Source organism: Streptomyces sp. TOM-9 (genome assembly GCF_056858595.1).
Genome location: NZ_JBXEQB010000001.1, coordinates 363,129 through 388,078, shown reverse-complemented (window position 1 = coordinate 388,078; position 24,950 = coordinate 363,129). Strand labels below are relative to the sequence as shown.

The 24,950-nt window shown below is 73.8% G+C and carries 19 protein-coding genes and 1 pseudogene; 9 read left to right on the top strand and 11 right to left on the bottom strand.

What is annotated here, in order from left to right; genetic code table 11:
* Nucleotides 1-2 precede the first annotated feature (2 nt).
* A complete protein-coding gene (locus AC1VWI_RS01745; RefSeq protein WP_499509087.1) occupies nucleotides 3-437 on the bottom strand; it encodes a VOC family protein in 435 nt (144 codons plus the stop codon).
* A gap of 159 nt (nucleotides 438-596) precedes the next feature.
* On the opposite strand from AC1VWI_RS01745, the gene AC1VWI_RS01740 reads away from it, so the two are divergent.
* Nucleotides 597-1,304, top strand: coding sequence for a TMEM175 family protein (locus tag AC1VWI_RS01740; RefSeq protein ID WP_499509086.1), 708 nt, complete (start codon nucleotides 597-599; stop codon nucleotides 1,302-1,304).
* Nucleotides 1,305-1,319: 15 nt separating this feature from the next.
* Here AC1VWI_RS01740 and AC1VWI_RS01735 read toward each other — a convergent pair whose 3' ends face one another.
* Complete coding sequence (locus AC1VWI_RS01735) at nucleotides 1,320-2,066, bottom strand: DUF4232 domain-containing protein (protein ID WP_499509085.1); 747 nt, start codon at nucleotides 2,064-2,066, stop codon at nucleotides 1,320-1,322.
* Nucleotides 2,067-2,180: 114 nt separating this feature from the next.
* Nucleotides 2,181-3,575 (bottom strand): serine/threonine-protein kinase, encoded by a 1,395-nt coding sequence (locus tag AC1VWI_RS01730; RefSeq protein WP_499509084.1) that lies wholly within the window; start codon nucleotides 3,573-3,575, stop codon nucleotides 2,181-2,183.
* 9 nt (nucleotides 3,576-3,584) lie between these two features.
* On the opposite strand from AC1VWI_RS01730, the gene AC1VWI_RS01725 reads away from it, so the two are divergent.
* Entirely contained in the window at nucleotides 3,585-4,172 is a 588-nt protein-coding gene (locus AC1VWI_RS01725; RefSeq protein ID WP_499509083.1) for an RNA polymerase sigma factor, read from the top strand.
* A 133-nt stretch (nucleotides 4,173-4,305) separates the two neighbouring features.
* Complete coding sequence (locus AC1VWI_RS01720) at nucleotides 4,306-8,112, top strand: Kelch repeat-containing protein (RefSeq protein WP_499509082.1); 3,807 nt, start codon at nucleotides 4,306-4,308, stop codon at nucleotides 8,110-8,112.
* Nucleotides 8,113-8,171: 59 nt separating this feature from the next.
* Here AC1VWI_RS01720 and AC1VWI_RS01715 read toward each other — a convergent pair whose 3' ends face one another.
* Nucleotides 8,172-8,375: a hypothetical protein gene (locus AC1VWI_RS01715; RefSeq protein WP_499509081.1), complete on the bottom strand. Its 204-nt coding sequence runs from the start codon at nucleotides 8,373-8,375 to the stop codon at nucleotides 8,172-8,174.
* Between the two features lie 249 nt (nucleotides 8,376-8,624).
* A complete protein-coding gene (locus AC1VWI_RS01710) occupies nucleotides 8,625-10,061 on the bottom strand; it encodes an aldehyde dehydrogenase (protein ID WP_499509080.1) in 1,437 nt (478 codons plus the stop codon).
* Between the two features lie 210 nt (nucleotides 10,062-10,271).
* On the opposite strand from AC1VWI_RS01710, the gene AC1VWI_RS01705 reads away from it, so the two are divergent.
* The gene (locus AC1VWI_RS01705) at nucleotides 10,272-10,895 is read left to right on the top strand and encodes a TetR/AcrR family transcriptional regulator (RefSeq protein ID WP_499509079.1); all 624 of its coding nucleotides are present in this window, start codon (nucleotides 10,272-10,274) and stop codon (nucleotides 10,893-10,895) included.
* Nucleotides 10,896-10,945: 50 nt separating this feature from the next.
* Here the strand turns inward: AC1VWI_RS01705 and AC1VWI_RS01700 are convergent, their stop codons facing one another.
* Nucleotides 10,946-11,908, bottom strand: coding sequence for a zinc-dependent alcohol dehydrogenase family protein (locus tag AC1VWI_RS01700; RefSeq protein ID WP_499509078.1), 963 nt, complete (start codon nucleotides 11,906-11,908; stop codon nucleotides 10,946-10,948).
* A gap of 92 nt (nucleotides 11,909-12,000) precedes the next feature.
* Here AC1VWI_RS01700 and AC1VWI_RS01695 point away from each other — a divergent pair.
* Nucleotides 12,001-12,631: pseudogene (locus AC1VWI_RS01695) on the top strand (TetR/AcrR family transcriptional regulator).
* 119 nt (nucleotides 12,632-12,750) lie between these two features.
* Here the strand turns inward: AC1VWI_RS01695 and AC1VWI_RS01690 are convergent.
* Both AC1VWI_RS01690 and AC1VWI_RS01685 read right to left on the bottom strand, forming a co-directional pair.
* Nucleotides 12,751-16,470, bottom strand: a complete 3,720-nt coding sequence (locus tag AC1VWI_RS01690; protein WP_499509077.1) for a S8 family serine peptidase — start codon at nucleotides 16,468-16,470, stop codon at nucleotides 12,751-12,753.
* A gap of 494 nt (nucleotides 16,471-16,964) precedes the next feature.
* Complete coding sequence (locus AC1VWI_RS01685) at nucleotides 16,965-17,936, bottom strand: LysR family transcriptional regulator (protein WP_499509076.1); 972 nt, start codon at nucleotides 17,934-17,936, stop codon at nucleotides 16,965-16,967.
* A 130-nt stretch (nucleotides 17,937-18,066) separates the two neighbouring features.
* On the opposite strand from AC1VWI_RS01685, the gene AC1VWI_RS01680 reads away from it, so the two are divergent.
* The 4 genes from AC1VWI_RS01680 (at nucleotide 18,067) to AC1VWI_RS01665 (ending at nucleotide 21,393) form a co-directional block, all read left to right on the top strand.
* Nucleotides 18,067-18,762, top strand: coding sequence for a type 1 glutamine amidotransferase domain-containing protein (locus AC1VWI_RS01680; protein WP_499509075.1), 696 nt, complete (start codon nucleotides 18,067-18,069; stop codon nucleotides 18,760-18,762).
* Nucleotides 18,763-18,806: 44 nt separating this feature from the next.
* Complete coding sequence (locus tag AC1VWI_RS01675; protein ID WP_499509074.1) at nucleotides 18,807-20,324, top strand: MFS transporter; 1,518 nt, start codon at nucleotides 18,807-18,809, stop codon at nucleotides 20,322-20,324.
* A gap of 5 nt (nucleotides 20,325-20,329) precedes the next feature.
* Nucleotides 20,330-21,115 carry an SDR family NAD(P)-dependent oxidoreductase gene (locus AC1VWI_RS01670; RefSeq protein WP_499509073.1) on the top strand — a complete coding sequence of 262 codons (786 nt, stop codon included), beginning with the start codon at nucleotides 20,330-20,332 and terminating at the stop codon, nucleotides 21,113-21,115.
* Between the two features lie 104 nt (nucleotides 21,116-21,219).
* On the top strand, nucleotides 21,220-21,393 hold the full coding sequence (locus tag AC1VWI_RS01665) for a hypothetical protein (protein ID WP_499509072.1): 174 nt from the start codon (nucleotides 21,220-21,222) through the stop codon (nucleotides 21,391-21,393).
* Nucleotides 21,394-21,633: 240 nt separating this feature from the next.
* Here the strand turns inward: AC1VWI_RS01665 and AC1VWI_RS01660 are convergent, their stop codons facing one another.
* From AC1VWI_RS01660 to AC1VWI_RS01650, 3 genes are all read right to left on the bottom strand, one after another.
* Complete coding sequence (locus AC1VWI_RS01660) at nucleotides 21,634-22,011, bottom strand: thioesterase family protein (protein ID WP_499509071.1); 378 nt, start codon at nucleotides 22,009-22,011, stop codon at nucleotides 21,634-21,636.
* Between the two features lie 83 nt (nucleotides 22,012-22,094).
* Nucleotides 22,095-22,469 carry a DUF488 domain-containing protein gene (locus tag AC1VWI_RS01655; protein ID WP_499509070.1) on the bottom strand — a complete coding sequence of 125 codons (375 nt, stop codon included), beginning with the start codon at nucleotides 22,467-22,469 and terminating at the stop codon, nucleotides 22,095-22,097.
* Between the two features lie 101 nt (nucleotides 22,470-22,570).
* Entirely contained in the window at nucleotides 22,571-24,931 is a 2,361-nt protein-coding gene (locus AC1VWI_RS01650) for a SpoIIE family protein phosphatase (RefSeq protein WP_499509069.1), read from the bottom strand.
* Between the last annotated feature and the right edge of the window lie 19 nt (nucleotides 24,932-24,950).

Below are 24,950 nucleotides of genomic sequence, written 5' to 3'. Positions count from 1 at the left end.
CTTCACTCCGCCCGGTGGAAACCGCGCTCCTGCACCACCCAGGTGTTGCCGTCCGGGTCGGCGAAGTCGACGAAACTGGCGTAGTCACGGCGCTCGGGGTCAGGCCCGGGCCGGAAACCGCCCCTCCACCCGTCGAGGGGCCACTTGTGCCGGACCTCGCCGACCGCCACGCCGCGCCCGGCGAGATCCCGGCGGGCCCGCTCGACGTCAGCGACGACCAGGTGGAGGTTGCGCAGCGAACCCGGGACGGCATCGGTGAGACCGATCCCGATCTGCACCGAGCACGCCGATCCCGGCGGCGTCAGCTGCACGACGCGGAAGTCGTCGCCGGGCGCGTAGTCGACGTCGAGGGTGAAGCCGGCGCGCTCCGTGTAGAAGACCAATGACCGGTCGACGTCGCTCACCGGAAGGATGACGACCTCGAAGCTGTAATCCATCAGTCCATCTTTGATCAACGCTGCGGCACATCGCCACCGATGGGGCATGCGCAGCTCGAATGGCCAGCGAAGAAAGCGAGAATCCCGCGCCGGCGCCCCCGCGACCGACATGCTCTTCGGCCTCCGTCGCCCCCGTACCCCGGCGCCTAGGATCACACCATGGCAAACCGACCGGATCGTGATGTTCCGTCAGGCCCGGCCGCCGACGACGGCATGCGCCTGGCGGACACCAGCCGGGTCGAGGGCTTCAGCGACGCCGTCTTCGCCATCGTGATCACGCTGCTCGTCCTCGACCTCTACGATCCGGACCACGGGCCCGGCGAACTCGTGCCGGGGCTCGCCGGCAAGTGGCCGGCGTACGTGGCGTTCCTCGTCTCGTTCGTCTACGTCGGCGTCATCTGGCTCAACCACCACGGGCTCTTCCGCCTGATCCGCCGGATGGACGTCGGCCTGCTGTGGATCAACCTCGCCATCCTGTTCAGCGCCGTCATCGTGCCGTTCCCCACCGCGGTCCTCGGTGACGCGTTCGGCGATGCGGGGACCCCTCACGACCAGCGCGTCGCGGTCGTCCTGTACGCGCTGGTCGCGGCCGTCATGTCGGCGCCGTGGTGGGGGGTGTTCGGTTATCTGTGCGACCACCCGGAACTGCTCGAGCCCGGTGTGTCGCCCGGCTACCTCCGCTCGCAGCGGACCCGCCCGCTGACCGGTCTCGTCCTGTACGTGGTCTGCGGCATCGGAGGCTGGTTCATCGCCCCCGTCGTGGGGCTGGTGTGCATCGCCGTGGTGATTCTCTACCACGCCCTCACCAGCGAGGGCCTCCACGAAGGCCCCCTGGGCCGGCTCCTCGGGGCCGCCCGGCGGCGATGAGCCGCGCCGCACCCGTCACGCGGGTCCGCTGCCCGGCTGGAAGGGCCCCAGGCGGGGCACGGACGCCTTGCCGGTGTTGGAGACCTTGCCGCCGGTCCACGGCACCTTCAGGGACGTCGTCTCGTCCGGCGGGGTGACCAGCACCGCCGCCGGGGTCACCGTGGTCACGCCCGTGACGGCCGGGTTGGAGAAGGACATCGCCGACCAGGCACTGGCTCCCGGCGCGAGCGAGACCCGCCGTGCCGGCTGACCCGTGGCGCGCTCCGGGTCCACGGTCACCTGTTCCCCGGCGGCGTTGACGAAGGCGACGCCCGGGAAGCCGTGGACCGTGCAAGTGCGAGCGGAGCGGTTGGTGAGGACGACCGGGAAGTTCTCCTGGCCCGCGCCGGGGTCGTTGCGGCCGATCGACGCGCTGAGGTCCGAGGTGCGGCAGCGCCCGCCGGCCTGCGGCGGCGTGGAGGCGGTGGGGGACGGCGGGTGCGCCGCGGGGGCGGAGCCGGCGGTGTCCTCGGAGGGCGTGGTGGAGGTCGGCGGCTCACTGCTCGCCGGATCCCCGCTCGCCGGACCGGCCGAGCCGGGGAGGGTGTGCGGGGCGCTCGCGGTGCCGTTCCCGCCGGCCCCACAGCCGGTCAGGGCCGCGGCCAGGACGAGCCCGCCCGCGAGCAGCGGGACGACTCCGCCGCGGCCGGTGAGCCGGCCGGACGGCGTCGCGCTCCGGTCGAGCCGCTCGATGGGCCTTGCCTCGTGCTGGGCCACGCGCATGTCTCTTTCCTCCTCGGCAGGGCGCCGCCGGGTGCCCTGTGCCGGGTCCGCATCCTGTACTCCTGGTGAGATGCACCGCGGGCGTCGGAAGTTCTCGGCGATCCGTGGCACCGCTCAACCGGTGATCTGCAGGCCGCCGAGGACATCGTCGGTCAGGCCGGGGCCGCCGTCCTGCCGGATCTGCACGTACACCTGGGGCTGCGCGGCACCCGCCCGGGTGAGGCTGATCTCGTCGATCGAGCCGCCCTCCGCGCCGCAGCCGGTCCAGTGGCGGACCCGCCCGCTCCATCCCGGCGACCCTTCGGTCCCGTAGCCGCGGCTACCCCGGTAGCGGCAGCCGCCGTGCCGGACGGCGTCCACCCGGGCGGTGAGGTCGCCCCGCTCGCTCAGCCCGACGAACACGCCGTCGACGCCGGAGCCCAGGTCCTGCCAGCTCCTCACGTCGCCGGCGACCAGGAGGGCCGGTTCATGGGCGTCGGGAAGGCCCAGCACCCCGGGGCTCCAGCCGCCGCGGACGAGTTCGCGGCCCCAGCCCGCGGGGACCTGCACCCGGATCCGGCCGGTGGCGTCGCTGACCGACACCGGCGGCACTTTCTGCGGGGCCCCGGAACGCGAGGCGGCGAGACCCGCGCCGGCGGCCGCGAGCGCCGCGGCGCACAGGGCGATCACCAGGGTCCGCCCACGCCGCCGGCGCGGCCGTCCTTCCTCGTGGCCCGCGGACCGGGCGGCCAGCGCGTCCAGTTCGTCGGCGAAGCGCGACGCGCTGGGCCAGCGCTTGCGCCGGTCCGGCTCCAGGGCGCGCAGCAGCGCCCGCTCCACGGCCGCCGGGAGGTCCGGGCGCAAGCGGCCGGGCCGTACGACCTTGCCCGCGGGGCCGGGCACCGAGCCGGTGACCAGGTGGTACAGCAGGGCCCCCAGGCCGTACACATCGGCGCGCACGTCGATGCCCCCGTCCGGGCGGGCCTGTTCGGGCGCCATGTAGCCGGCCGAACCGGCGGCCATCGTCAGACCGGAGGCCTGGGCAAGCGCCTTCGCCAGGCCGAGGTCGGCCACGAGCACCCGCTCCTGACCCTCCCGCGCCCCGGTGATCAGTACGTTGGACGGCTTGATGTCGCGGTGCACGACACCCGCCTCGTGCAGCGCCGCGACACCGCGGGCGGCCTCCGCCGTCAGCCGCAGCGCCTCGGCCAGGACCGGCCGTCCCTGGCCGAGGAGGTCGTCCAGGGTGCCCCCGTCGGCGTACTCCATCACGAAGTACGGCCGCTCGTCGGGCAGTTCCCCGATGTCGAAGACCTGCACGAGCCGGCTGGACGCGGCCTTGCGCAGCAGGCGGGCCTCGGAGAGGAAGCGCTCGCGCAGGTCCAGTCGGTACGCCCAGTTCTCGGCCATCACCTTGACGGCGACGGGCGCGTCGAGCGAGTCGTCATGGGCCAGCCACACCATCGCGAACGCCCCCGAACCGACGGGTCGCACCAGCCGGTAGCGGCCGATCTGCTGAGGTGGGGGCATGTGCCTATCATGCACCGACCCCGAGAAGGACCGAGGAGGACCCCTGTGACGCCCGCCCAGGAGACGGAGGAGCTCGCCGCGCGGGCGGCGGCCGGGGACGCCGCGGCCCTGGAACTGCTCCTCGCGCGGATCCGGCCCGAGGTCCTGCGCCGCTGCGGGCGCTTCCTGCCCCACCGCGAGGACGCCGAGGAGGCCGCCCAGGACGTGCTGTTCCAAGTCGCCCGCAGCATCGGCTCCTTCGAGGGACGGAGCCTCTTCCACACGTGGCTGTACACGGTCGTCGCCAACTGCTCGCGCCAGAAGTACCGCGAACTCAAACGGCGACGCGCCGAGCAGCCCCTCTCCGCGGCCGAGGCCGACACGCCCGACCCGCGCAGGACCAGCGTGGTCGCCGGGACCCGGCTCGACCTGCTGGAGGCCCTCGAGCGGCTGGAGGCCACCGGCCCCGAACTGGTCGCGCCGCTGGTGTACCGCGACATCTGCCAGATGGAGTACCGCGAGATCGAGGCGCGCCTCGGCATCCCGCTCGGGACGGTCAAGTCGCGGCTGCACAAGGCGCGCAGACAGGTCCGGCAGTGGCTGGTGGACACGGCCTGACACGCCCGCGACCGCGGTTCGCGGGAAATTCCCCCGCCGGACCCGGAACTTCCGCCGGACTTCGCGCAACTCACCCATCCGGGGGCGGTGTGTGCCGCCGCCCGAGGATGCCGACAGGAGTTGCGATTTGTCCATGTTCCCGAGCCGTCCGCCCCAGCGGCGCAGACGGCTGTCCCTCGGCGCCGGGCTGCTGAGCGCCGCCGTCCTCGCCGCGCTCGGCGTCCCCGCCCAGGCCCTGGCCGCAGAGGGCGGACGGACCACGGCGCCGCCCACGTCCGCGCAGACGCCGGGGGGCCACGTCGAGCCGCTCTGCGGTAAGCCCAAGCCGCACGAGTTCACCTGCTTCGGACTGCGCCGCACCGACGTTCCCGCGCGCAAGGGCGCGCGGGCGGCCGGGCAGGACCCGGAGGGCTTCGGGCCCGCCGACCTGCGCAGCGCCTACGGCCTGCCCGCCGACGGCGGGGCGGGCCGGACCATCGCCGTCGTCGACGCCTTCGACAACCCGAACGCCGAGGCCGACCTCGCCCTCTACCGGGCGCAGTACGGGCTGCCCGCCTGCACCACCGCCGACGGTTGCTTCACCAAGGTCGACCAGCGCGGCGGCACCGACTACCCGGACCCCGACCCCGGCTGGGCCGGGGAGATCTCCCTCGACCTGGACATGGTCTCCGCCGTCGCCCCGAACGCCCGGATCCTGCTCGTCGAGGCCGACTCCGCCGGCATCGACGACCTCGGTGCCGCCGTCGACCAGGCCGTGGCGCTCGGCGCGGGATACGTCTCCAACTCCTACGGCTCCAACTACGCGTTCTTCCCCGAGGACCCGGCTGAGTCCGCGGCCGACGTCCACTACGACCACCCCGGTGTCGCCGTCGTCGCATCGTCCGGGGACTCCCGCTACGGCGTCGCCTACCCGGCCGCGTCCCCCCACGTGACCGCGGTCGGCGGCACCACCCTCACCCGGGACGCCGGCACCGCCCGCGGCTGGGCGGAGTCGGTGTGGAGCCACGACGGGGCCGGAACCGGCTCCGGTTGCTCCCGCTACGAGGCCAAGCCCGCCTTCCAGAAGGACACCGGCTGCCCGGGGCGCACGGTCGCCGACGTCTCGGCCGTGGCCGACCCGGCCACCGGTGTCGCCGTCTACGACAGCTACAGCGGCGGCGGCTGGGGCGTGGCGGGCGGCACCAGCGCCTCCGCGCCCATCATCGCCGGCGTCTACGCCACCGCCGACGCCCCGGTCGCCGGAACCTACCCCAACACCTACCCGTACGCCTCCGGCGGCGCCGGACTGCACGACGTCACCTCCGGCGCCAACGGCCGGTGTTCCCCGGCGTACCTGTGCACCGCGGGCCCCGGCTACGACGGGCCCACCGGCCTGGGCACCCCCGGCGGCACGGGGGCCTTCCGGATGGGGCCGCACGGCACCGTGACCGGCACCGTCACCGACCGGCGCAGCGGCGCGCCCGTGCCAGCGGCGGTGGTGAGCGCGGGCATCTTCCGCGCCACCACCGACGCCCGCGGCCGCTACCGCCTGCCGCTGCCCGCGGGCCGGCACGACGTCCGGGTCGAGGCGTACGGCTACGCGCCCGGGCAGGCCGCGGCCGTCGACGTCACCGACGGCGCCGCGCTGCCCCGGGACGTCGGCTTGCGTAAACTGCCTACCTCTCGGGTCTCAGGCACCGTCATCGACGGGTCCGGGCACGGCTGGCCGCTCCACGCGAAGATCACCGTGGACGGCGTCCCGGGCGCCCCGGTCTGGTCCGACGCCTCCACCGGCGCGTACCGCCTCGACCTCCCGGGGAACCACACCTACACCCTCCGGGTCGTCAGCGACGACTCCCACTACCGGTCCCTGGTACGGCAGGTGATGGTGGGCTCCGCCGACCGCGGCCTGCGCCTGGCGCTGCCCGCGGACACCTGGGCGACCGGCAACCCCGCCTACCGTCTGACGGTGCGCACCCTCGACACGCAGCCTTTCGACTCCACGGCCGGGGCACCCGGGGGCTGGAGCGTGGTCGACGCCCCCGGCACCGCCCACGGCTGGGCGTTCGACGATCCGGGCGGCCGCGGCAACACCACGGGCGGCTCCGGAGCCTTCGCCGTCGCGGACAACGACCACGCCGGCTGGGACACCGCACTGGACACCCAGCTGATCAGCCCCGCCTACGACTTCAGCGGTACGGGCGATCCCGCGCTGGCCTTCGCCACCGACTACCAGGGTTCCGCGGAACAGAGCGGCGACGTCGACGTCAGCGACGACGGCGGCAGGACCTGGACGACGGTGTGGCACCAGGACCAGCTGTGGAGCAGCGGCCGCGTCGACGTCCCGCTGACCGCCTACGCCGGCGAGCGCGCGGTGCGGCTGCGCTTCCACTTCACCGGGCCCGGCATGCTGTGGGCCGTCGACGACGTGGCGGTCAGCCGGCGGGTCCTCACCCCCGTCCGCGGGGGAGTGGTCACCGGCACGGTCACCGACGCCAACACCGGACGGGGACTCGTCGGCGCGGTGGTGCACGGCGGGGCCCACGGCCCTTCGGCGCCGACCACCGCCACCACCGGCGACCCGCGCACCGGTGACGGCCTCTACCGGCTGTTCGTCCCCGGTGGCGGCAGCCGCGCCGTCACCGTCGCCAAGCCCGCGTACCGGACGGCGTCCCGTACCGTGACCGTCCGGCCGGACCGGGCCGTCAAGGCCTCCTTCTCCCTCACGGCGGGGCGGCTGTCGGTCGGCACCACCCGGATCGACACCACCACCGCACCCGGTGGCAAGGCGGCCCGGAAGGTGACCGTGCGCAACACCGGAACCGCCACCGCCACGCTCCGCATCGGCGAACGCACCGGCTCCGGCCCGGACTCCGGGCCCCCGGCCACGGGCTGGCGCACCCTGCCGGACCTCCCCGCCCCGGTGATGGACAACGCGGTGGAGACCTACGGCGGCAGGCTCTACTCCGCCCTCGGCTCCGACGGCTCCACGCCCACCGCCGACCTGTACGTCTTCGACCCGTCGGCGGGCACCTGGACCCGCGGCGCCACCGCGCCCGAGCCCCGGCAGGCCACCGCCCACGGGATCATCGACGGCCGCCTCTACGCGGTCGGCGGCTGGGGCCCGCAGGAGACGGTCAGCAGCACCCTGCAGGTCTACGACACGGCGCGGAACACCTGGGCGCTGGGCCCTGGCGTTCCCCAGGGCCACTACGGCGCGGCGGGCGCCGTCCTCGACGGGCGGCTGTACGTCGTCGGCGGCTGCACCAACACCGAGTGCGCGAGCACCGTGTACGTCTTCGACCCGGCCTCCGGCAGGTGGGCCAGGGCCGCGGACTACCCGCAGTCGGTCAGCTGGGCCTCGTGCGGTGCCATCAGCGGCAAGCTCTACTGCGCGGGCGGCACCCACGAATACGTGGAGACGGCCGCGGCGTACGTCTACGACCCTGCCTCCGACGCCTGGCAGCCCCTCGCGGACATGCCCGTGGGCCTGGCCACCGCCGCCTACGCAGCCGCCGACGGGCGGCTCCTGGTGTCCGGCGGCTTCAAGCGGGTCGGCGTCAACAGGGTCCTGACCCCGGAGGGCTACGCCTACGACCCCGGCAGCGACACCTGGTCCGCGCTGCCCCGCACCACGACCGCCGTGTACCGCGGCGGCGGCGCGCCCGGCATGTACCGGGTGGGCGGCAGCGACCAGAGCCGCTTCCCCGTGCCGGTGGCCACCGTGGAGGAACTGCCGGGCTGGGACGGGACCGAGACGGACGTGGGCTGGCTGTCGGAGAGCCCGGTCCGTCTGACCCTGCGGCCCGGCGAGCGGGCGACGTTCACCGTCACGGCGGACGCCCGTGGGATCCGCGGGCCGGAAGACCGGACGGCGTCCCTGGTGATGCGCAGCGACACACCGTACTGGCTGCCGCCGGTCCCGGTGTCCCTGCACGTCATGAAGGGGCGCACCCCGTAGGCCTCATCGCCGCGATCCCGGACGGACCGGAGTCCGTCCGGGGTCGCGGCGCGTGTCTGCTAGACCCACCTGCAGGTGAGCCACTTCTCGTGGTCGTAGTGGTCCTGCGACGGGTACCGCTCCACGATGGGCACCACCTCGGTGGTGTCCTCGGGCCGGACGCGTTCGGGCAGGGCGCCGAAGCGGGCCTGGCGCGTCACCGCGCCGGTGTCCGCGGCCTTGGCCACCTTCACGACCTTGACGGCCTTCTGCGTGTTCGGCATGCCGGTCCTCTCTCTCGCGGTGTCGTCCTCAGAAGACCTGGAGGAAACACCCGCAGGCGATGGTGACGACGGCCACGGCCACCGTGGCCACTTTCATGACGCTGAGCACTTTCACGGAACCCTCCGGTGGGGGATCGGCGGAGTCGGGCACCACCGCGGCTGCTGCCGACGGTCGCACAGGCAATCGTCACCTGTCAAGGAGGTGACGATTGCCGGGCCTGTAAGGTCCACCGCGCCATGGCGCGGGCATCACGGCTGGTAGACGGAGTGCAACTCCTGGTACGCCTGGAGCCCCTCCGGGCCCAGCTCCCGGCCGAGGCCGCTGGCCTTCACGCCCCCGTACGGGGAGGCGAGGTCGGGCACGTAACCGTTGATCCCCACCGTGCCGCTGCGGATCCGCCGGGCGACGCGCGTGCCGTGCTCGGGATCGGCGGTCCAGACCGTGCCCGCGAGGCCGTACGCGGAGTCGTTGGCGAGCCCGACGGCCTCGTCCTCGCCGTCGTACGGCGTGATCGACAGGACCGGCCCGAAGATCTCCTCCTGGGCGATGACCGAGGCGTTGTCGACGTCGGCGAAGACGGTCGGCTGGACGAACCATCCCCGGTCGAGATCGGCCGGCCGCCCGCCGCCCGTCGTCAGCCGGGCGCCCTCGCGCAGTCCCCTGGCGATGTAGCCCTCCACGCGGTCGCGCTGCCGGGCGCTGACGAGCGGTCCGATCTGCGTGGTGCGGTCCAGGGCGTCGCCCACGACGGCGCCGCCCGCCATCGCCGTGCAGAACTCGACCACCTCGCCGTAACGGTCGGCGGGGGCCAGGATCCTCGTACTGGCGAAGCAGGTCTGGCCGTTGTTCAGCAGGCCGGCCATGAAGAACGGCTCGGTCAGCGAGCCCAGGTCGGCGTCGTCGAGGACGACCGCGGCGGACTTGCCGCCCAGTTCCAGCGTCACCGGGCGCATCAGCGACGCGCACGCGACCGCGACCTGCCGTCCCGCCGCGGTCGACCCCGTGAACGACACCTTGTCGACCCCGGGGTGGGAGACCAGGTGCGCGCCCACGCCGGGACCGCCGGGCACGATGTTGACGACCCCGTCGGGGAGGCCCGCCTCCTCGATCGCGTCCGCCAGGACCATCGAGTCGAGCACGGTCTCCGGCGCCGGCTTGAGCACCAGGGTGCAGCCGGCGGCCAGCGCGGGCGCGATCTTGAAGAAGGCGATGGTCTGCGGGAAGTTCCAGGTCATGATCGCGGCGACCACCCCCACGGGTTCTCTGCGGACCAGGGTGCTGCCGCCGGGCAGCCCGGCGCGGCGTTCCTCGAGGGGCGCCCCGGTGACGAGGCCCGCGTAGTAGCGCAGCAGGGCGGCCGGGACCGTCCCCTCGAAGGGCTCGGCCGTGGAGATCGGCATGCCGTTCTGCGCGCTGACCGTGCTCGCCGTCAGGCGGCTCCGGGCCTCGAGCGCGTCGGCGAGCCGCAGCATGACCGAAGCGCGGCGCTCGGGCTCCCACCGCGGCCACCCGCCGGGGGCGTCGAAGGCGGCACGGGCCGCCCGCACGGCGTCGTCCACGTCCGCGTCCACGGCCTCGGGCACCGAGCCCAGGTACACGCCGGTGCTGGCGGACGCGGCGGTGATCGTCCGGCTACCGGCTGGTGTCGTCCACTGCCCCCCGATGAACAGGCGTTTCACATCCATGATGGGTACTTCTTCCGGCTGCGGCCGGGCCGTCTTCACCCGGCTTCGGATGATTCGGCGCGGCGGGAAGCCGGCGTGCGTCCGTCCAGCCGGCCGTCGGGCGGCCGGTGGCGGCTTCCGCCGCGTGGGAAGCGTTCTTTTCGCTACTGATGGCCGAGAATACTCCTATCTGATGGCATCTGCCCTCAGATGTGGAATCGGGGTGACCGTATGAGGAAGTACGGCGGAATGACCGCCGAGGAGCGCGTCGCGGCGCGGCGGCGCCGCATCATGGACGCGGCGATCGAGCTGTTCTCCGCCCAGGGCTACGGCGGGACCTCGATGCGCGCGGTGCTCCGCCACTGCCGGCTGCCCGACCGCTACTTCACGGAGAGCTTCGCCTCCCTCGACGAACTGTTCGCCGCGATCCTCGAGGAGATCCAGCAGGACGAGGCCGCGAGGTGCCGGGCGGCCCTCGCCACGGGCGGAACGCGCCACGACCGGGCACGCGGCATGCTCGACGTGCTGGCCGGCGGCGTGGTCGACGACCCGCGCAAGGGACGCATCAAACTGGTCGAGTCACTCGCGGGCGGACCGCTCGCCGCGGCCGAACGACGCCGCGGCCTGCGCCGGCTCGCCTCGCTGGTGAAGTCCTTGCTCCGCGAGGACTGGGCCGCCCCCGGCACCGACGTGACCGCCATGGCCATGGCCGTGGTCGGCGGGGTCAACCAGATCCTGCTCAACTGGGTGGACGGCGGCCTCGCCTTCTCCCGCGAGGACTTCGTCGACCAGGCGCTCCACTTCTTCGACGCCGTCGCCGCGTTCGGCGCCGGCCCGCCGCCCGAGGGACGTTGACCTCGTGCCCTCGCCGGGACGCATGGCCGTCCCGGCGTCGGGACCTTCGACTACGGCGTCAGCACGATCCTGCCGAAGACCTCGCCCGCGTCCATCTTCCGGTGCGCCGGCACGGCTTCGTCCAATGGCAGCACCTCGTGCACCACCGCTGCGATCTCGCCGCGACCGGCCGCGGCGAACTGCTCGCCGCGCACCGCACGCAGGTCCGCCGGGGCGACGGTGGCCGCGCTGAAAGTGGCGAAGGACAACGACTTCTGGAACGCCGCCATGAGCTTGGTGCCGAAGTCCGCGGGCGGCTGACCCGCGACGGCACCGACGGCCACCATGCGGCCGTTCGGGGTGAGCCTGTCGAGGAACGACGGCATGTCCTCGCCGGCCACGACGTCGATGATGACGTCATAGCCCGCAGGAGCCTCTTCCCCTCCGTCGCCGGAGCGGTCCAGCACGTGGGTCGCGCCGAGACGGCGCAGCCGCTCGCCACGCCCGGCCGACGAAGTCGTGACCGCCACCGCGGAGGCACCACCGCGGGCCGCGAGCTGCACGGCCATGATCCCGATGCTGCCGGCCGCGCCCCGCACCAAGACGGTCTCCCCGGGGGCGAGATGGGCGTGGCGAAGCCCGAAGTGCGCCACCGCGCCGGCACTGCCGAGCGTCACCGCGTCGACGACGGACAGGCCACCGGGCAGCGGAAGGATCCGCTCGACCGGTACGACGGCCTGTTCGACGTAGCCGCCGCCGGTGCCGGTGGAGCCCCACACCCGCCGGCCGATCCACGAGGCGTCGACGCCGTCGCCGACCGCCGTCACGGTGCCCGCCACCTCGCTGCCCGGGATGAAGCCCTCCGTGAATCCGTAGGCGGCCAGAGCCCCGCTCCGGATCACGGTGTCGACACCACCGACACCCACCGCCTCGGTGGCGATCAGCACCTGCCCTGCAGCAGGCGCGGGTACCGGCAGGTCGACCACCGCCAGACCCTCAGGACCTCCGAACGTCCGGATCACGATCGCCTTCACTGTCGTCTCCCTGTTCTCGGACCGCCTTCCGGCGGGCTCCACGCCGTGGACGGTAACCGGACGCCCCCGTCCGTTTGGGTAAAGTGAGACGCGTGACCGACCAAGTGCCCCAGAAGCTGCGGTCCGACGCGATGGACAACCGCGACCGCATCCTCGACGCGGCCCGGGCGCTGTTCTCGGCCGGCGGCCTGGAGGTGCCGATGCGGGAGATTCGCGCGGCGCGCCGGGGTGGGACCTGCCACCTTGTACCGGCGCTTCCCGACCAAGCAGATGCTGGTCGCCGAGGCCTTCGCGGACCAGTTGCACGCATGCCGGGCCATCGTCGACGAGGGGTGCGCGGACCCCGATCCGTGGCGTGGCCTGTGCCTGGTGATCGAGAAGATCTGCGAGCTGCACGCACGCGATCGGGGCTTCACCGAAGCGTTCCTGTCGGCCTTCCCGGGGACGCCGGATGCCGGGGGACGTGAGTACACGGTGAAGGCGGTCGCCGGACTGGCCCGGCGGGCCAAGGACGCGGGGCGCCTGCGGGCCGACTTCGTCCTGGACGACCTCGTCCTCGTCCTGATGGCCAACAAGGGGATCCACACCGCATCGACCGCCACCCAGGTCACGGCCTCCCGACGCTTCGCGGGGCTGGTGATCCAGGCGTTCGAAGCCTGCCCCCGGCACGCACCGCTCCCGCCGGCGGCGCGACTGGCCCCCGCTGCACCGGCCGGCGGCTGACCGGGGACGAGCGGGGACGAGCGGGGTCGACGCTCGACGTGAGCGGAGCGGAGCGCCCGGGAACGCCGGCGGGCGGGGCCGCTGGCCGCGGTCCCGCCCGCCGGGTGTACTGCCGGGCGTCAGCGCAGGCCGAAGGCCCGGGTGATCGTCTGCGAGACGGTGTTGCCCGCGTCGTCCCGGGCGGTGACCCGGAGCGTGGCGAAGCCCGCGGACTTCGGGGCGCGCAGGCCCGCCCGCCAGCCGCTGCCGCTGCGGTCCAGGTCGGCCCGCTGCCAGGTCTTCCCGTCGTCGTAGGAGACCTCCAGCGAGGGCTTCCCGATGGCGGCGGTCGTACCGGGCAGGTGCGAGGCGGTCACCGTCAGCTTGGCGTGCCGGTCCACCCGGCCGGCCCTGTCGGTGTCCACGCCGTAGTCGAGCTGGATCAGCGGCAGGGACACCGCCGACTCGGGCCCGGTGGCCGCGGAGGTGAAGTTCCACTCCGTCAGGGTGTGCGTCGAGTACGGGTGGGTCCAGGCCGCCCGGTCGTTGTCGACGACCAGCCGGTAGGGCAGCCGCTCTGGGGCGAGTCCGGTGATCGGCAGGTACTCGGCGTTGCCCCAGTTGAGCTGCCGGTCGCCCTGGTAGAGCGACATCCAGTCCTTGACGTCGTAGTTGCCGTAGGCCTCTCCGACGTGGCCGGAGCCGGAGTCGCCCCAGCCGGGTGCCGGGATGTAGACCCCGTCGAGGTAGCGCACCGGCTGGTAGCCGATGGGGCCCATCCGGGGGCGCTGGATCGGCCCGAACCAGCTGACCTCGGCGGTCTTCCCGGCCGGGTAGCGCAGCACGTCCATCGCGTGCTGCCCCGTCTCGCTCAGAATGAAGGCGTCGTCCAGCCAACTGGCGTCGGCGGTGACCCAGTCGGTCCGGTCGCCCTGGGCGGGAGCGGTGAGCTGGTTGCCGACCACCCAGCCGCGCCAGACGTCGGGGCGGAACTCCATCGCCTTGCCCTGGCGGTGGTTGCGGAACGAGACGTCCACCTTGCCCAGCTCGCGCTGCGTGACGCGCCAGGTCGGGTCCGCCGGTACCGCGCCGGACCAGTGGTGCACCACGTCGTAGACGTAGTCGGTCGTGGGGTTCGAGGTGACCTTCAGCTTGACCGGGCCGTGCCCGAGCGCTCCGATGAGGTCGGCGCCCTGGTCGGCGTCGAGGGTCGCCACCGTCAGCGGCGCCGGGCTCTCCGGGCTCCAGGGGCCCTCGTCCCAGGGCTGGAGCCGGCCGATGCCTTCGTTGACGACGACGAGCACCTGCGCGCCCGCCGCCGCCGCGGCTTCCGCCTGTGCCTGGATGCCGGACGGGTCACCGCCCCGCACCACCACGGCCTTGCCGCGGACGTTCGTGCGGGCCAGTTCTGCGGCCGTGCCCTCACCGGCGTAGACCGCCGTGAGCGTCCGGGTGCCGGCCGGCAGCGGCTCGGCCCCGCGCTTGACCAGCGGGTCGGCGTAGGTCCTGGAGGCCGTGCCCACGGTCAGCGCCGGCTGCTCCAGGCGGAAGCGGGCACCGAACTCGAACTCGCCGTCGGTGACCTTCTTGCCGGTCGGGAGCGCCCAGATGCTGTCGTAGGTCTCGTTGGGCAGCATGGACGACTCGACCAGGCTGTCACCGAAGGACCGGTGGACGTCCAGGCGCGGTGCGACGGCGGTGGTCTGCTGCGGGGCACGCGCCAGGATCTGACGCATCTTGCGGCCGTCGAGGGTGACGGACCGGTCCTGGTCCAGCTGCACGTCGTTGAAGGCGAGCAGTGCCATGCCCAGGGAGTGCGGGCCGTTGGCGCCCCGCACGTCCGCGGTGAGCCAGCCGCTGTAGGTGCCGACGGGCAGCCGCGCGGTGCCGGTGCCGGACGCGTCGAGGTCGATCGTCGTGAAGAGGCCCTCGGCGGTCAGCATGACCCGGCCGGCCAGCGGCTTGCCCGACCGGTCCTTGGCGGTGATGGTCAGGGTCTGCCGCCGGCCTTCCTTGGCGGCGCCGATCAGCGTCTTGGCCCGGACCGTGCCGGTGCCGTCCGTGCCGGTGATCATGCCGCTGATCGACTGGTCGAGCGGCAGCCGGTCCAGGTCCGCGGTCAGGGAGACCGAGGCCGTGCCGTGCGCCGGGACGGTGACCTTGTCCTCGGAGAGGGTGAACAGCCCTGCCGGGGCCTTCGAGTCGATCGCCAGGTCCAGACCGACCGGCGCGTCGCCGGTGTTGGTGTAGGTCACCTTCTGGACGTCGGTCTCACCCGGCTTCTGCGGCCAGGCGTGGAAGCCGGAGAAGGCGCTGACGGTCGCGAAGACCGAGGTGTGGACGGCCGCCGGCGCGTCCAGCCGGCCGGCACCGGCCTCGTACGGGGAGTACGCGGGGGTGGCCTTGGCGCTGCTGACCAGCGCCTCCTTCAACTGCGGGCCGGTCCAGTCCGGGTGGGCGGCGGCCAGCAGAGCAGCGGCGCCGGCGACGTGCGGGGTCGCCATCGAGGTGCCGCTCATCGTGGTGTAGTAGCCCGAGCCCCGCTTGTAGTGGGAGCGGGCCGCCAGGATGTCGACGCCGGGCGCGGTGATCTCCGGCTTCAGCCCGGCGTCGCCGTCACGCGGGCCGGTGCTGGAGAAGTCGGCGAGGTGGTCCGCGGAGTCCACGGCGCCGACGGTCAGCGCGGAGTCCGCGGCACCCGGGCTGCCGATGGTGTGCGGGCCGCTGTTGCCCGCCGCGATGACGAACAGCGCGCCGGTCTCGCGGCTGAGCCGGTCGACCGCCTGGCTCATGGGGTCGGTGTGGTCACCGCCGCCGCCCAGGCTCATGCTGATGATCCTGGCCTTCTGGTCCCGGGCGGCCCATTCCATGCCCGCGATGATCCAGGACTCCTGGCCGCTGCCCTCGCTGTTGAGCACCTTGCCGATGTCCAGGCGGACGCCGGGGGCGACGCCCCGCTCCTTGCCGTCGGAGGCGCTGCCGGTGCCGGCGATCGTCGAGGCGACGTGGGTGCCGTGGCCCTGGTAGTCGAGGGTGTCCTGCTCGTCCGGGATGAAGCTGGCGCTGGTGTCGATCCGGTCGACGAGGTCGGGGTGTTCGGCGTCGACTCCGGTGTCGAGCACCGCGACCTTGACGCCCTCGCCGGTGTTGCCCTCCGCCCAGACCTTGTCCGCGCCGATCTGGGCGGTCGAGTCGGCCAGATCGGCCTTCACCTTGCCGTCGAGCCAGACCTTGGCGACGCCGCCCGCGAAGGCGGGCTTCGCGGACCGGGCCGCCGCACCGGCGCCGCCGGTCAGGGCCGACCAGAACGCCGGAGCCTGCTTGCGGTTCTGCGCGAGGGCCGCGCCCTGGATGCTGTCCAACCGGTGCACGTCGCTGGAGCCCGCCATCTTCGGCAGGGTCCGGGACGTGGCCGCGGCGTCGGTGTAGCTCACGATGAGCGGCAGCCGGGAGGAGTGCGCGTCGTCGTAACCGTCGGCGATCAGCCGGGTCACGTTGAACAGCTGCTTGTCGAGCGTCCCGGCGCTGACGTAGGGCAGGACGGCGTCGGGGTACACGTAGGTGGCCCCGTCGACGACCGCCCGGTGGAATCCGGTGGTCGTGCCGTTCGCACCTTGGAAGGACCGGACGGTGGTGCCGTCGGCGGCGGTGCCGATCGTCACCTTGTCGCCGGTGATGAGGGTGACGGTGTGCGTGCCGCCGTTGCCGGGTGGCCGTTGTGCGGCGCCGGCGGCGGGCCCGCGACCGGCGGGGTCCGCGGATACGGCGGCCGTGGCCGGTATGACCCCGAGTGCCAGGGCGGCGACCACGCCGAGCGTGATCGCCCCGGACCTGGTCCGGGGGATGTGAACCGTGGGCAAGGAAACTCCTCAAGCCATGTGAAGAGTGGACGGCCATTGATCTTCGAGGCGTCCCCGTCCCCGCTCAAGGGCCCGGGGCGTCGCTCTTGTGCCATGGCACAGTTGTGTCATCACGAGGCCGCCCGAACGCCGTCGTGTGCCGACAAGACCCGCTATGACCGGGAGTTCGGGGACACGGCCGCGGGCAGCTTCGTGCGGTGCCGGATCCATCCGGTCCGGCCGCGTGGATGGCCGTGGACGTACGCGGAGGGCAACGTCACCAGGCCCCGGCCACGTGCCGCGGAGCTTGGTGGCCCGTCAGGAATGCCCAGGGACGGCGACGTTGGGGATCCACCGGTCCCGGGCCTGCCGGCGATCTCCGGGTGTTCTCGGCCTCCGGAGTCGACTTGACCGCAAGGACGACCGCGAGGTGCTCCGGCCGTTCCCTGACGTAATCTCACCTACGGTGCCGGAGCCGCATGTTGTCGCACCCAGACGGGCAACGGCGCCGCCCGTCACCAGTCGCGGGCCGCCTCCAGGAGCCGTTCGCGTACGGCGGTGACCGGCGCACGGGCGGGCGCGCCCGCCCGTGAGACCAGGAAGCCGGTGTTGATGGGCGGGTCCTCCGGCGTCAGCAACTCCACCAGCGCGCCGGACGCCAGCTCCGCCTCGCACAGGTAGCGGGGGAGCACCGTCGCACCCCCGCCCGCGACGACGGCGGCGAGCACCCCGCGCAGGTCCGGGACGACGACGGCGGGCCGGGCGGTCAGACGCGTACGGAAGACGTGGCGCCAGTAGCGGCGCAGGATGGGCAGGTCCTCGGCGTACGCCACCAGCGGGACCTCGCGCAGCGGGCCGGGGTCGTCGCAGGTGAGCTGCCCGATCCCGGCGGCCCATTCCGGCGTCGTCACCAGGACGAACTCCTCGTCCATCAGCGGGACGGCGGCCAGGGAGCGGCCGCGCGGCCGCACCGCCGACAGGACGAGATCGAAGCGGCCGCCGTGCAGGCCCTCGAGCAGGTCCTCGGCGAGGCCGGTCGTGATGCGCAGCAGGACACCCCGGGCCGCCAGCGGCGCGAGGACGGGCAGCGCCCGGACGGACACCATCTCCGCCGGCCCCGCCAGGTGCACCGGTTCCGGGGGCGCCTCCGGGTCCGGGCGACCGCGGCCGGCGACCTCGGCCAGCGCGTCCAGCGGCCCGGCGACCTGCCCGGCCAGTTCGTCGGCCACGGACGTGGCGGCCACGCCCCGCGGGAGCCGCTCGAAGAGCTGCCGGTCGAGCTGCTGCTCCAGCGCACGCACCTGCGCGGTCACGGTGGGCTGCGAGATGCGCAGCATCCGCGCGGCCGTGGTCAGGGAACGGGCCCGGTACACCGCGAGGAACGTGCGCAGCAGCCCCAGGTCCAAAGGGACGCCGGGAGGCGGGGCGGCGGCCGTCCCGCCGTCGTCGGGGCGGATTGCGTTCCCATCGGCATTCTGATGAGCCATGTCGAGGATCCTATTGGTTGGCTGATGGCTGTGCGACCTAGGGTCGGGAACGTTCCGCCGCCGGTCAACCGGCGGTCCCGCACATGCCGCCCCGGCCGTATCCGGGCGGAGACCAGGAAGTACGCAGAACATGGCAGAGATCCTTCTCGTGGTGACCGGCGCCGATCACCTGACGCTGGCCGATGGCACCGAGCACCCCACGGGCTTCTGGGCCGAAGAGCTCACGGAGCCCTACCGCGCCTTCACCGAGGCCGGTCACCGGGTGGCCGCGGCCACCCCCGGCGGCGTCGTCCCCACCGCCGACCCCGTCAGCCTCGCGCCCGAGCTCACCGGCGGTCCGGCGGGCGCCGCCGCCGCGACCGCGGCCCTGCGGGCCGTCACCGCACTGCACACCCCGCTGGTTCTGGCGGACGTCGACCCGGCCCGCTACGCCGCCGTCTTCTACGTGGGCGGCCACGGCCCGATGCAGGACCTCGCCGGGGACGCCGACTCCGCCCGGCTGCTGTGCACCGTCCTCGCGCAGGGCACCCCGCTGGCCGCGGCCTGCCACGGGGTGGCCGCCCTGCTCGCCGCCCGGGACTCCGACGGCGTGTCGCCGTTCGCCGGGTACCGCCTCACCGGCTTCAGCGCCGCCGAGGAGAAGCAGACCGGGCTGGCCGACCGGCTGGAATGGCTGCTCCAGGACCGGCTCGTCGCGCTCGGCGCCGACTACTCGGCGGGCGAGCCCTGGGCCCCGCACGTCGTCGTCGACCGCGGCCTGCACACCGGGCAGAACCCGGCGTCCTCCGCTGCGCTGGCCGCCGCAGTGCTGAAGACCCTCGGCTGACCGGCGCGCCCACCCGCGGAAAGACCTACGGAAGCACCCACTTCATGCGAACACCTCCGGTGCCCCCGGCCGTGGCGGACCCGGGCCGTGGCCTCGTCGCCGCCCTCGGTCTCGGCGCCATGGTCGTCTCGATGATGCAGACCCTGGTGGTGCCGGTCCTCGGTACCGTCCAGCGGGACCTGCACGCCTCGGCCGCCGACGTCAGCTGGCTCACCACCGCGACCCTGCTGTCGGCCGCCGTCTGCACACCCCTGCTCGGCAGGGCGGGCGACCAGTACGGAAGGCGACCCGTCCTGCTCGGCGCACTTGCCCTCACCCTGATCGGCTCGGTCCTGGCCGCCCTCTCCGCGACACTGCCCCTGCTCATCGCGGGACGTGCCTTGCAGGGCGCGTCCACCGCGGTGTTCCCGCTGGCCCAGGCCGTGCTCCGCGACGAACTGCCCGCCAGGCGCCTGCCCGCGGCGATGGGCACGGTCAGCGGCACTCTCGCCTTCGGCAACGGCCTGGCGCTGGTGGGCGCCGGCCTCCTCACCACAGGATCCGCGCCCGACTACCACCGCGTCTTCTGGCTGGCGGCCGCGATGTCCGCGCTCAGCCTGGCGGCGGTCGCCGCCGTCGTCCCGCCGTCGCGCGCGACGACCGGCGGACGCCTCGACTGGCGCGGAGCGCTGGGCCTGGCCACGACGCTCGTCCTGCTGATGCTCCCGCTGTCCCGCGGTACGGTGTGGGGCTGGACCTCCGCGCCCACTCTGGGCTGCCTCGCCGCGGGCGCCCTGGCGGCGGCCGCCTGGATCCGGGTGGAGCGGGCCGCCGCCGATCCGCTGGTGGACGTGCGGATGCTCGTCCACCGGCCGGTGCTCTTCGCCAACCTGGCCGGGTTGCTGCTCGGATACGCCATGTTCTCGCAGTTCATCCTCGTCTCGGCTCTGGTGCAGACACCGCCCGCCGCCGGGTACGGCTTCGGGGCCTCCGTCCTGCGTGCCTCGGTCCAGTACCTCCTGCCGCCCGCGCTGGCCTCGCTGGCCGCCGCCCGGCTCGGAGGCCTCCTGGTACGCCGGACCGGACCGCGACGAACCCTGGCCATGGGCGCGGCGGTGGGCACCGTCGGGTTCGCGCTGTCGGCGACCGCCCACGGCAGGGGCTCCCTGGTCGTCGGGGCCGCCGTGCTCGTGGGCGTCGCCATCGCCTTCGGCTTCACCGCGCTGCCCGCGGCCTTGCTCACCGCAGTGCCGCCGGAGCACACCGGGACCGCCAACGGCGTCAACTCCGTCGCCCGTTCCGTGGGCAGTTCGCTGGCCGGCGCCCTGGTGGCCACCCTCGTGGCGGCCGGAGCCCCGGGCCACGCACCCGCCGAGAGCCGCTTCACGCTCTGCTTCGCCCTCGCCGCGGGCGCGTTCGTCCTCGTCGCGGCGTTCGCCCGCTTCGGCATGACCACGCCCGCCGGCGGCATCGTCCCGCGCCACGACGCGCAGGAGGCGAGCACTTCCGGACCGGTCCGGCCCCTCACCCCCGTTTCCACTCCACCGGAGGGCACCCAGGTTGTCCCCGGACCAGAAAGGTGAACGACATGGCCACGATCCTCATCACCGGCGCCTCCGACGGGCTCGGCCGCGCCCTCGCGGAGGACCTCGCCGCCGACGGCGGACACACCCTGCTGCTGCACGGCCGTGACCCCGGGCGCCTCGCCGAGGTCGCCACGGCCACCGGCGGCGAGCCCCACCGGGCCGACCTTTCCTCCCTCGCCGAAGTCCGGCGCCTGGCCGCCGGCATCGCCGCCCGGCACGACGGGCTGGACGTGCTCGTCAACAACGCCGGCGTCGGCTTCCACGCGGAGGGCACCCGGCGGCAGACCTCCGTCGACGGACACGAACTCCGCCTCGCCGTCAACTACCTGGCACCGCTCGTGCTGACCCGGGAACTCCTCCCGCTGCTCCACCGCGCGGCACCGTCCCGGATCGTGAACGTCGCCTCCATCGGCCAGCAACCGCTCGACCTCGACGACCCCGAACTCACCCGCGACTACACCGACGTCGCCGCCTACTGCCGCTCCAAGCTGGCGCTCATCTGCCACAGCCTCGACCTCGCCGATGAACTCTCCGGCACCGGCATCACCGTCAACAGCGTCCACCCGGCGACCTTCATGCCCACCGCCATGTCCCGGCGCTCGGGGATGGACGTCGTCGACTCCCTGGAGCAGGGCGTCGCGGCCACGCGGCGCCTGGTCGACGCCCCCGCGCTGGCGGGCGTCACAGGCCGGTACTTCGAGGGCGAGAAGGAAGCCCGGGCGGCCGCCGAGGCCTACGACCCGGAGTACCGCCGGCGCCTCGCCGCGGTGACCGCGTCGCTGCTCTGACCCGGTCGGCCCGCCGGTGCCGGGGTCGTCCGCCCGGCAGTGGTCGTGGTTTCGACGCCCGCCCCACGGGCACGCGCCGGTTGAGAGGCCGTGGAGGTGCCGAGATGAGCGCCGGAGAGAAAGCCAAGGCGAAGATGGAACAGGTCGTCGGGAAGACCGTGCGGAAGGCGGCCCACGCGGTGCACAAGGAAACGCTCGCGGCCAAGGGCGCCGCCCTCGAATCGCGCGGCAGGATGCGGGGCGCGAAGGAGAGGACCAAGGACGTCTTCAAGCACTGACGGCCAGCCCTGACGAAGCCGTCGGGCGGTGGCCGCAGCCCGGTCGTGCCGTCCGGCCGGATGGCGCAGGGGCTCGGTGCTGCTCTCGCCGGCGAGCCGCGTCCGAGGGACTGAGGCCCGCCGCCTTCGACCGCAAGGTAACCAGCGACACGAATATGAGCCGGGCGGGGGCCGCGGCCGGCGGCTTTCACGCCGCAGCAGTTCCCGGACCGGCTCCCGTGCCGAGGTACGCCCGCCGCGTCAGGACGGCTCGGCGGGGTGCTCCGGATCGAGGGCGGCAAGGAAACGTTCCCTGTCGACGACGGCCCGGTCGATCTCGCCCGTCGCGACGAGCCGGCCCCAGTCGTCGACGGCCCGCACCCGGAAGGTGAGGCGCCGGCCGGTGGGGGAGGGCGGAGGCTCGGCGAAGACGTCGACCTTGCCGCCGACCGGTGTGGCGCGGACGTGCTGGATCCGCAGTGCCGTTCCCACCGTCGTCTGGCCCGCCGCCGTGAAGGGTGCCGCGGCGTGCACCGTCTCCGCCTCCAGCCAGGCGACGAGCTGCGGCGTGGACAGGACGGGTACGTCGCCGCTGCCCACCGTCGTCGCGGTGTCGGCATCGGTCACCTCGTAGCGCATGCCACCAACGCTAGTACCGTCACCGCCCTGCTCCGCGGCAGCCACGTCCGGCCGGACCTCCAACTCGACGGCGGGGCGGGCGACTAGCGGCCCGCGGGCCCCGCGGAGTCCAGCCACTGGGCGAGCACCGCCGCCTCGCTGTGGTCGACGTCCTTGGTGGCGGTGAGCAGGGTGACCTTGTCGTGGGCGGCGAGGTCGCGCAGGTGCTCGACGGCCGGCCGGTGCTCGGGGTCCTCCAGTTCGGCGAGGTACCGCTCGCGGAACTCGGCGAAGCGTTCCGTGTCGTGGTGGTACCAGTGACGGAGGTCGGCCGACGGTGCCACGTCGCGGAGCCACTCGTCGAGGTGGGCCCGCTCCTTGCTCACGCCCCGGGGCCACAGCCGGTCGACGAGGACGCGTTTGCCCTCCTGGGACGAGGCGTCCTCGTAGATCCTCCGGTAGCCGAACCGTCCGGCCATGGCCGTCGTCACCTTCCCCGGTCGCGGTACCCCCGCGATCTTCACTCTATCGGCGGTGCGGCGCCGCGGCCCGTCCGGAAGGGCGGCGGCCGCGGCCGGGCTCAGCCTGCCTGGTCCAGCTGCTGCTCCGACCAGATGATCTTCCCGAGTTCCGTCGGCCGGCTGCCCCAGCGGGAGGACAGCTGCGCCACCAGGAAGAGTCCGCGGCCGCCCTCGTCGAAGGTGCGCGCCCGGCGCAGGTGAGGGGCGGCGTTGCTCCCGTCGGTGACCTCGCAGATCAGCGAACGGTCCTTGATGAGCCGCAGGCGGATCGGGGCGCGTCCGTGCCGCAGGGCGTTGGTGACCAGCTCGCTGACGATGAGCTCGGTGGCGAAGGCCCGGTCCTCCAGCCCCCAGGCGGCGAGTTTCGCGGTCGTCCCCTCGCGTACCGCGGCGACGGCCGAAGGATCGGCCGGCACGTCCCAGTGGGCGACGTCGGCCCCGTCCAGCGCGCGGGGCCGCGCGACGAGCAGCGCGGCGTCGTCGCTGCCGTCCCCGGGCGGCAGGGCGCCCATGATGTCGTCGCAGACCGCCGTGATCGAGGACGTGGCCGTGGCGAGGGACGTCTGGAGCCTGGCGATCCCCTCGTCGAGGTCCTGGTGCCGGGATTTGACCAGCCCGTCGGTGAACAGGACGAGCAGGCAGTCCTTGGGCAGGGTGACCTCGGCCGACTCGAACGGGAGCCCCCCGAGGCCCAGCGGAGGTCCCTCCGGGAGTTCCACCCGGCGGCTCGTGCCGTCCGGCAGCACGAGCAGCGGTTCCACGTGGGCGGCCCGGGCCATCCGGCACCGGCGCGAGACGGGGTCGTACACCGCGTAGAGGACCGACGCCCCGACTTCCGGATCGGGGGCGTTGGCCTCCGTCTCCTGGTCCAGCCGGTTCACGATGTCGTCGAGGCGGGTGAGCAGTTCCTCCGGCGGGAGGTCGATGTCCGCGAGGGTACGCACGACCGAACGCAGGCGTCCCATCGTCGCGGCCGCACGCACCCCGTGCCCGACGACGTCGCCCATGACCAGGGCGACGCGTGCGCCGGACAGCGGGATCACGTCGAACCAGTCGCCGCCCACCCCCGCGGCGAGGTCGGCGGGCCGGTAGCCGTAGGCGGCGTCGACCGCGTTCTGGGCGGGCGGTTCCCTGGGCAGCAGGCTCTGCTGCAGCGTCAGGGCGGTACTGTGCTCGCGCTGGAAATTGCGGGCGTTGTCGACCGAGATGGCGGTCGTGGCGGCCAGTTCCTCGGCGAGCAGCAGGTCGTCGGAGTCGAACGCCGTCCCGCGGCGCAGGAACGTCACCACCCCCAGGGTGCCGCCCCGGGCCGTCAGCGGCACGCAGATGGCCCCTCCGCGCGCGTCCCGGTCGAAGCCGCCCTCCTGCCCGGCCCAGGCCGCGGCCTCGTGCGGCAGGTCGACCCGTACGGCCCTGCGCTCGGCCAGGGCACGACCGGGCAGGGACCGGCGGTCCACCACGTGCCAGGAGGGTGAGGGCGGGGGCAGCGCGCGGCCGCTCGCCGCCGCGAGCCGGACCTCCACCGGGTCGCGGGAGGCCGCACCGCGGGCTCCGAGCGCCTGGGGCAGCAGATGCACCATGGCGACGTCGGCGAGGTCGGGCACCGCGAGCTCGGTGAGCTCCTGGGCCGTGCTTCCGACGTCGAGCGAGAGACCGATGCTGCGCCGGGCGTCGTTGAGGAGGATCAGGCGCCGGCGGGCCCAGAATTCCGCGGAGTTCTCGCGTGCCATGGAGCACAGGCCCACCACGGTGCCGTCCTCGTCCCGGAGGGGGTCGATGTGGAGGGCCCATTCATGGGGTCGCTTTTCCCCGGGCACCTGCTCGTGGGTGACGACGTACTGCGTCGTTCCGGTGTCCCGGGCGCGGCGGAGCGCCTCCTCGACGGCGTAGTGCTGGCTGTCGGGGGTGAGGATCTCCGTGAGCCGGCGTCCCCGCATGCGGTCGACGTCGGCGTTGAAGAGCCGGCAGGTGAGTTCGTTCGCCCACTGCAGGCGCAGTCCGGGCGACCACACGACGATGGCGGCGGACGACTGGGACCAGGCCCGCTCCAGCATGCCGCCGCCGCGGTCGTCGTCCGCCGACGGACCGGACGGCCCGCTGACGAACCAGACGGTGGACCTGCCGTCGGCGGACGCCGGCCGGATCAGGACCTCCACCTCCACGGGACGGCCCGCCTTGTCCCGGAGCACGGCCCGGTCCTCCCAGCGGCGGCCGGTCAGGCCGATCGCCAGGGCCTGGCGCGCGTCGTCGTCGGCGAGGTCCAGTGCGGGACGGCCGATCACCTCGTCCCTGCGGTAGCCGAGGATGCTCTCGGCCCCCGCGCTCCAGCCGTCGACGCGTCCCTCGGGGTCGACGGAGATGACCGCCCCTCGGTGCGCTGCCGGACCCCGGTGTGTGCCCCCCGATTCCGCTCCGTGCATATGCAGATCGTCTCGTCCA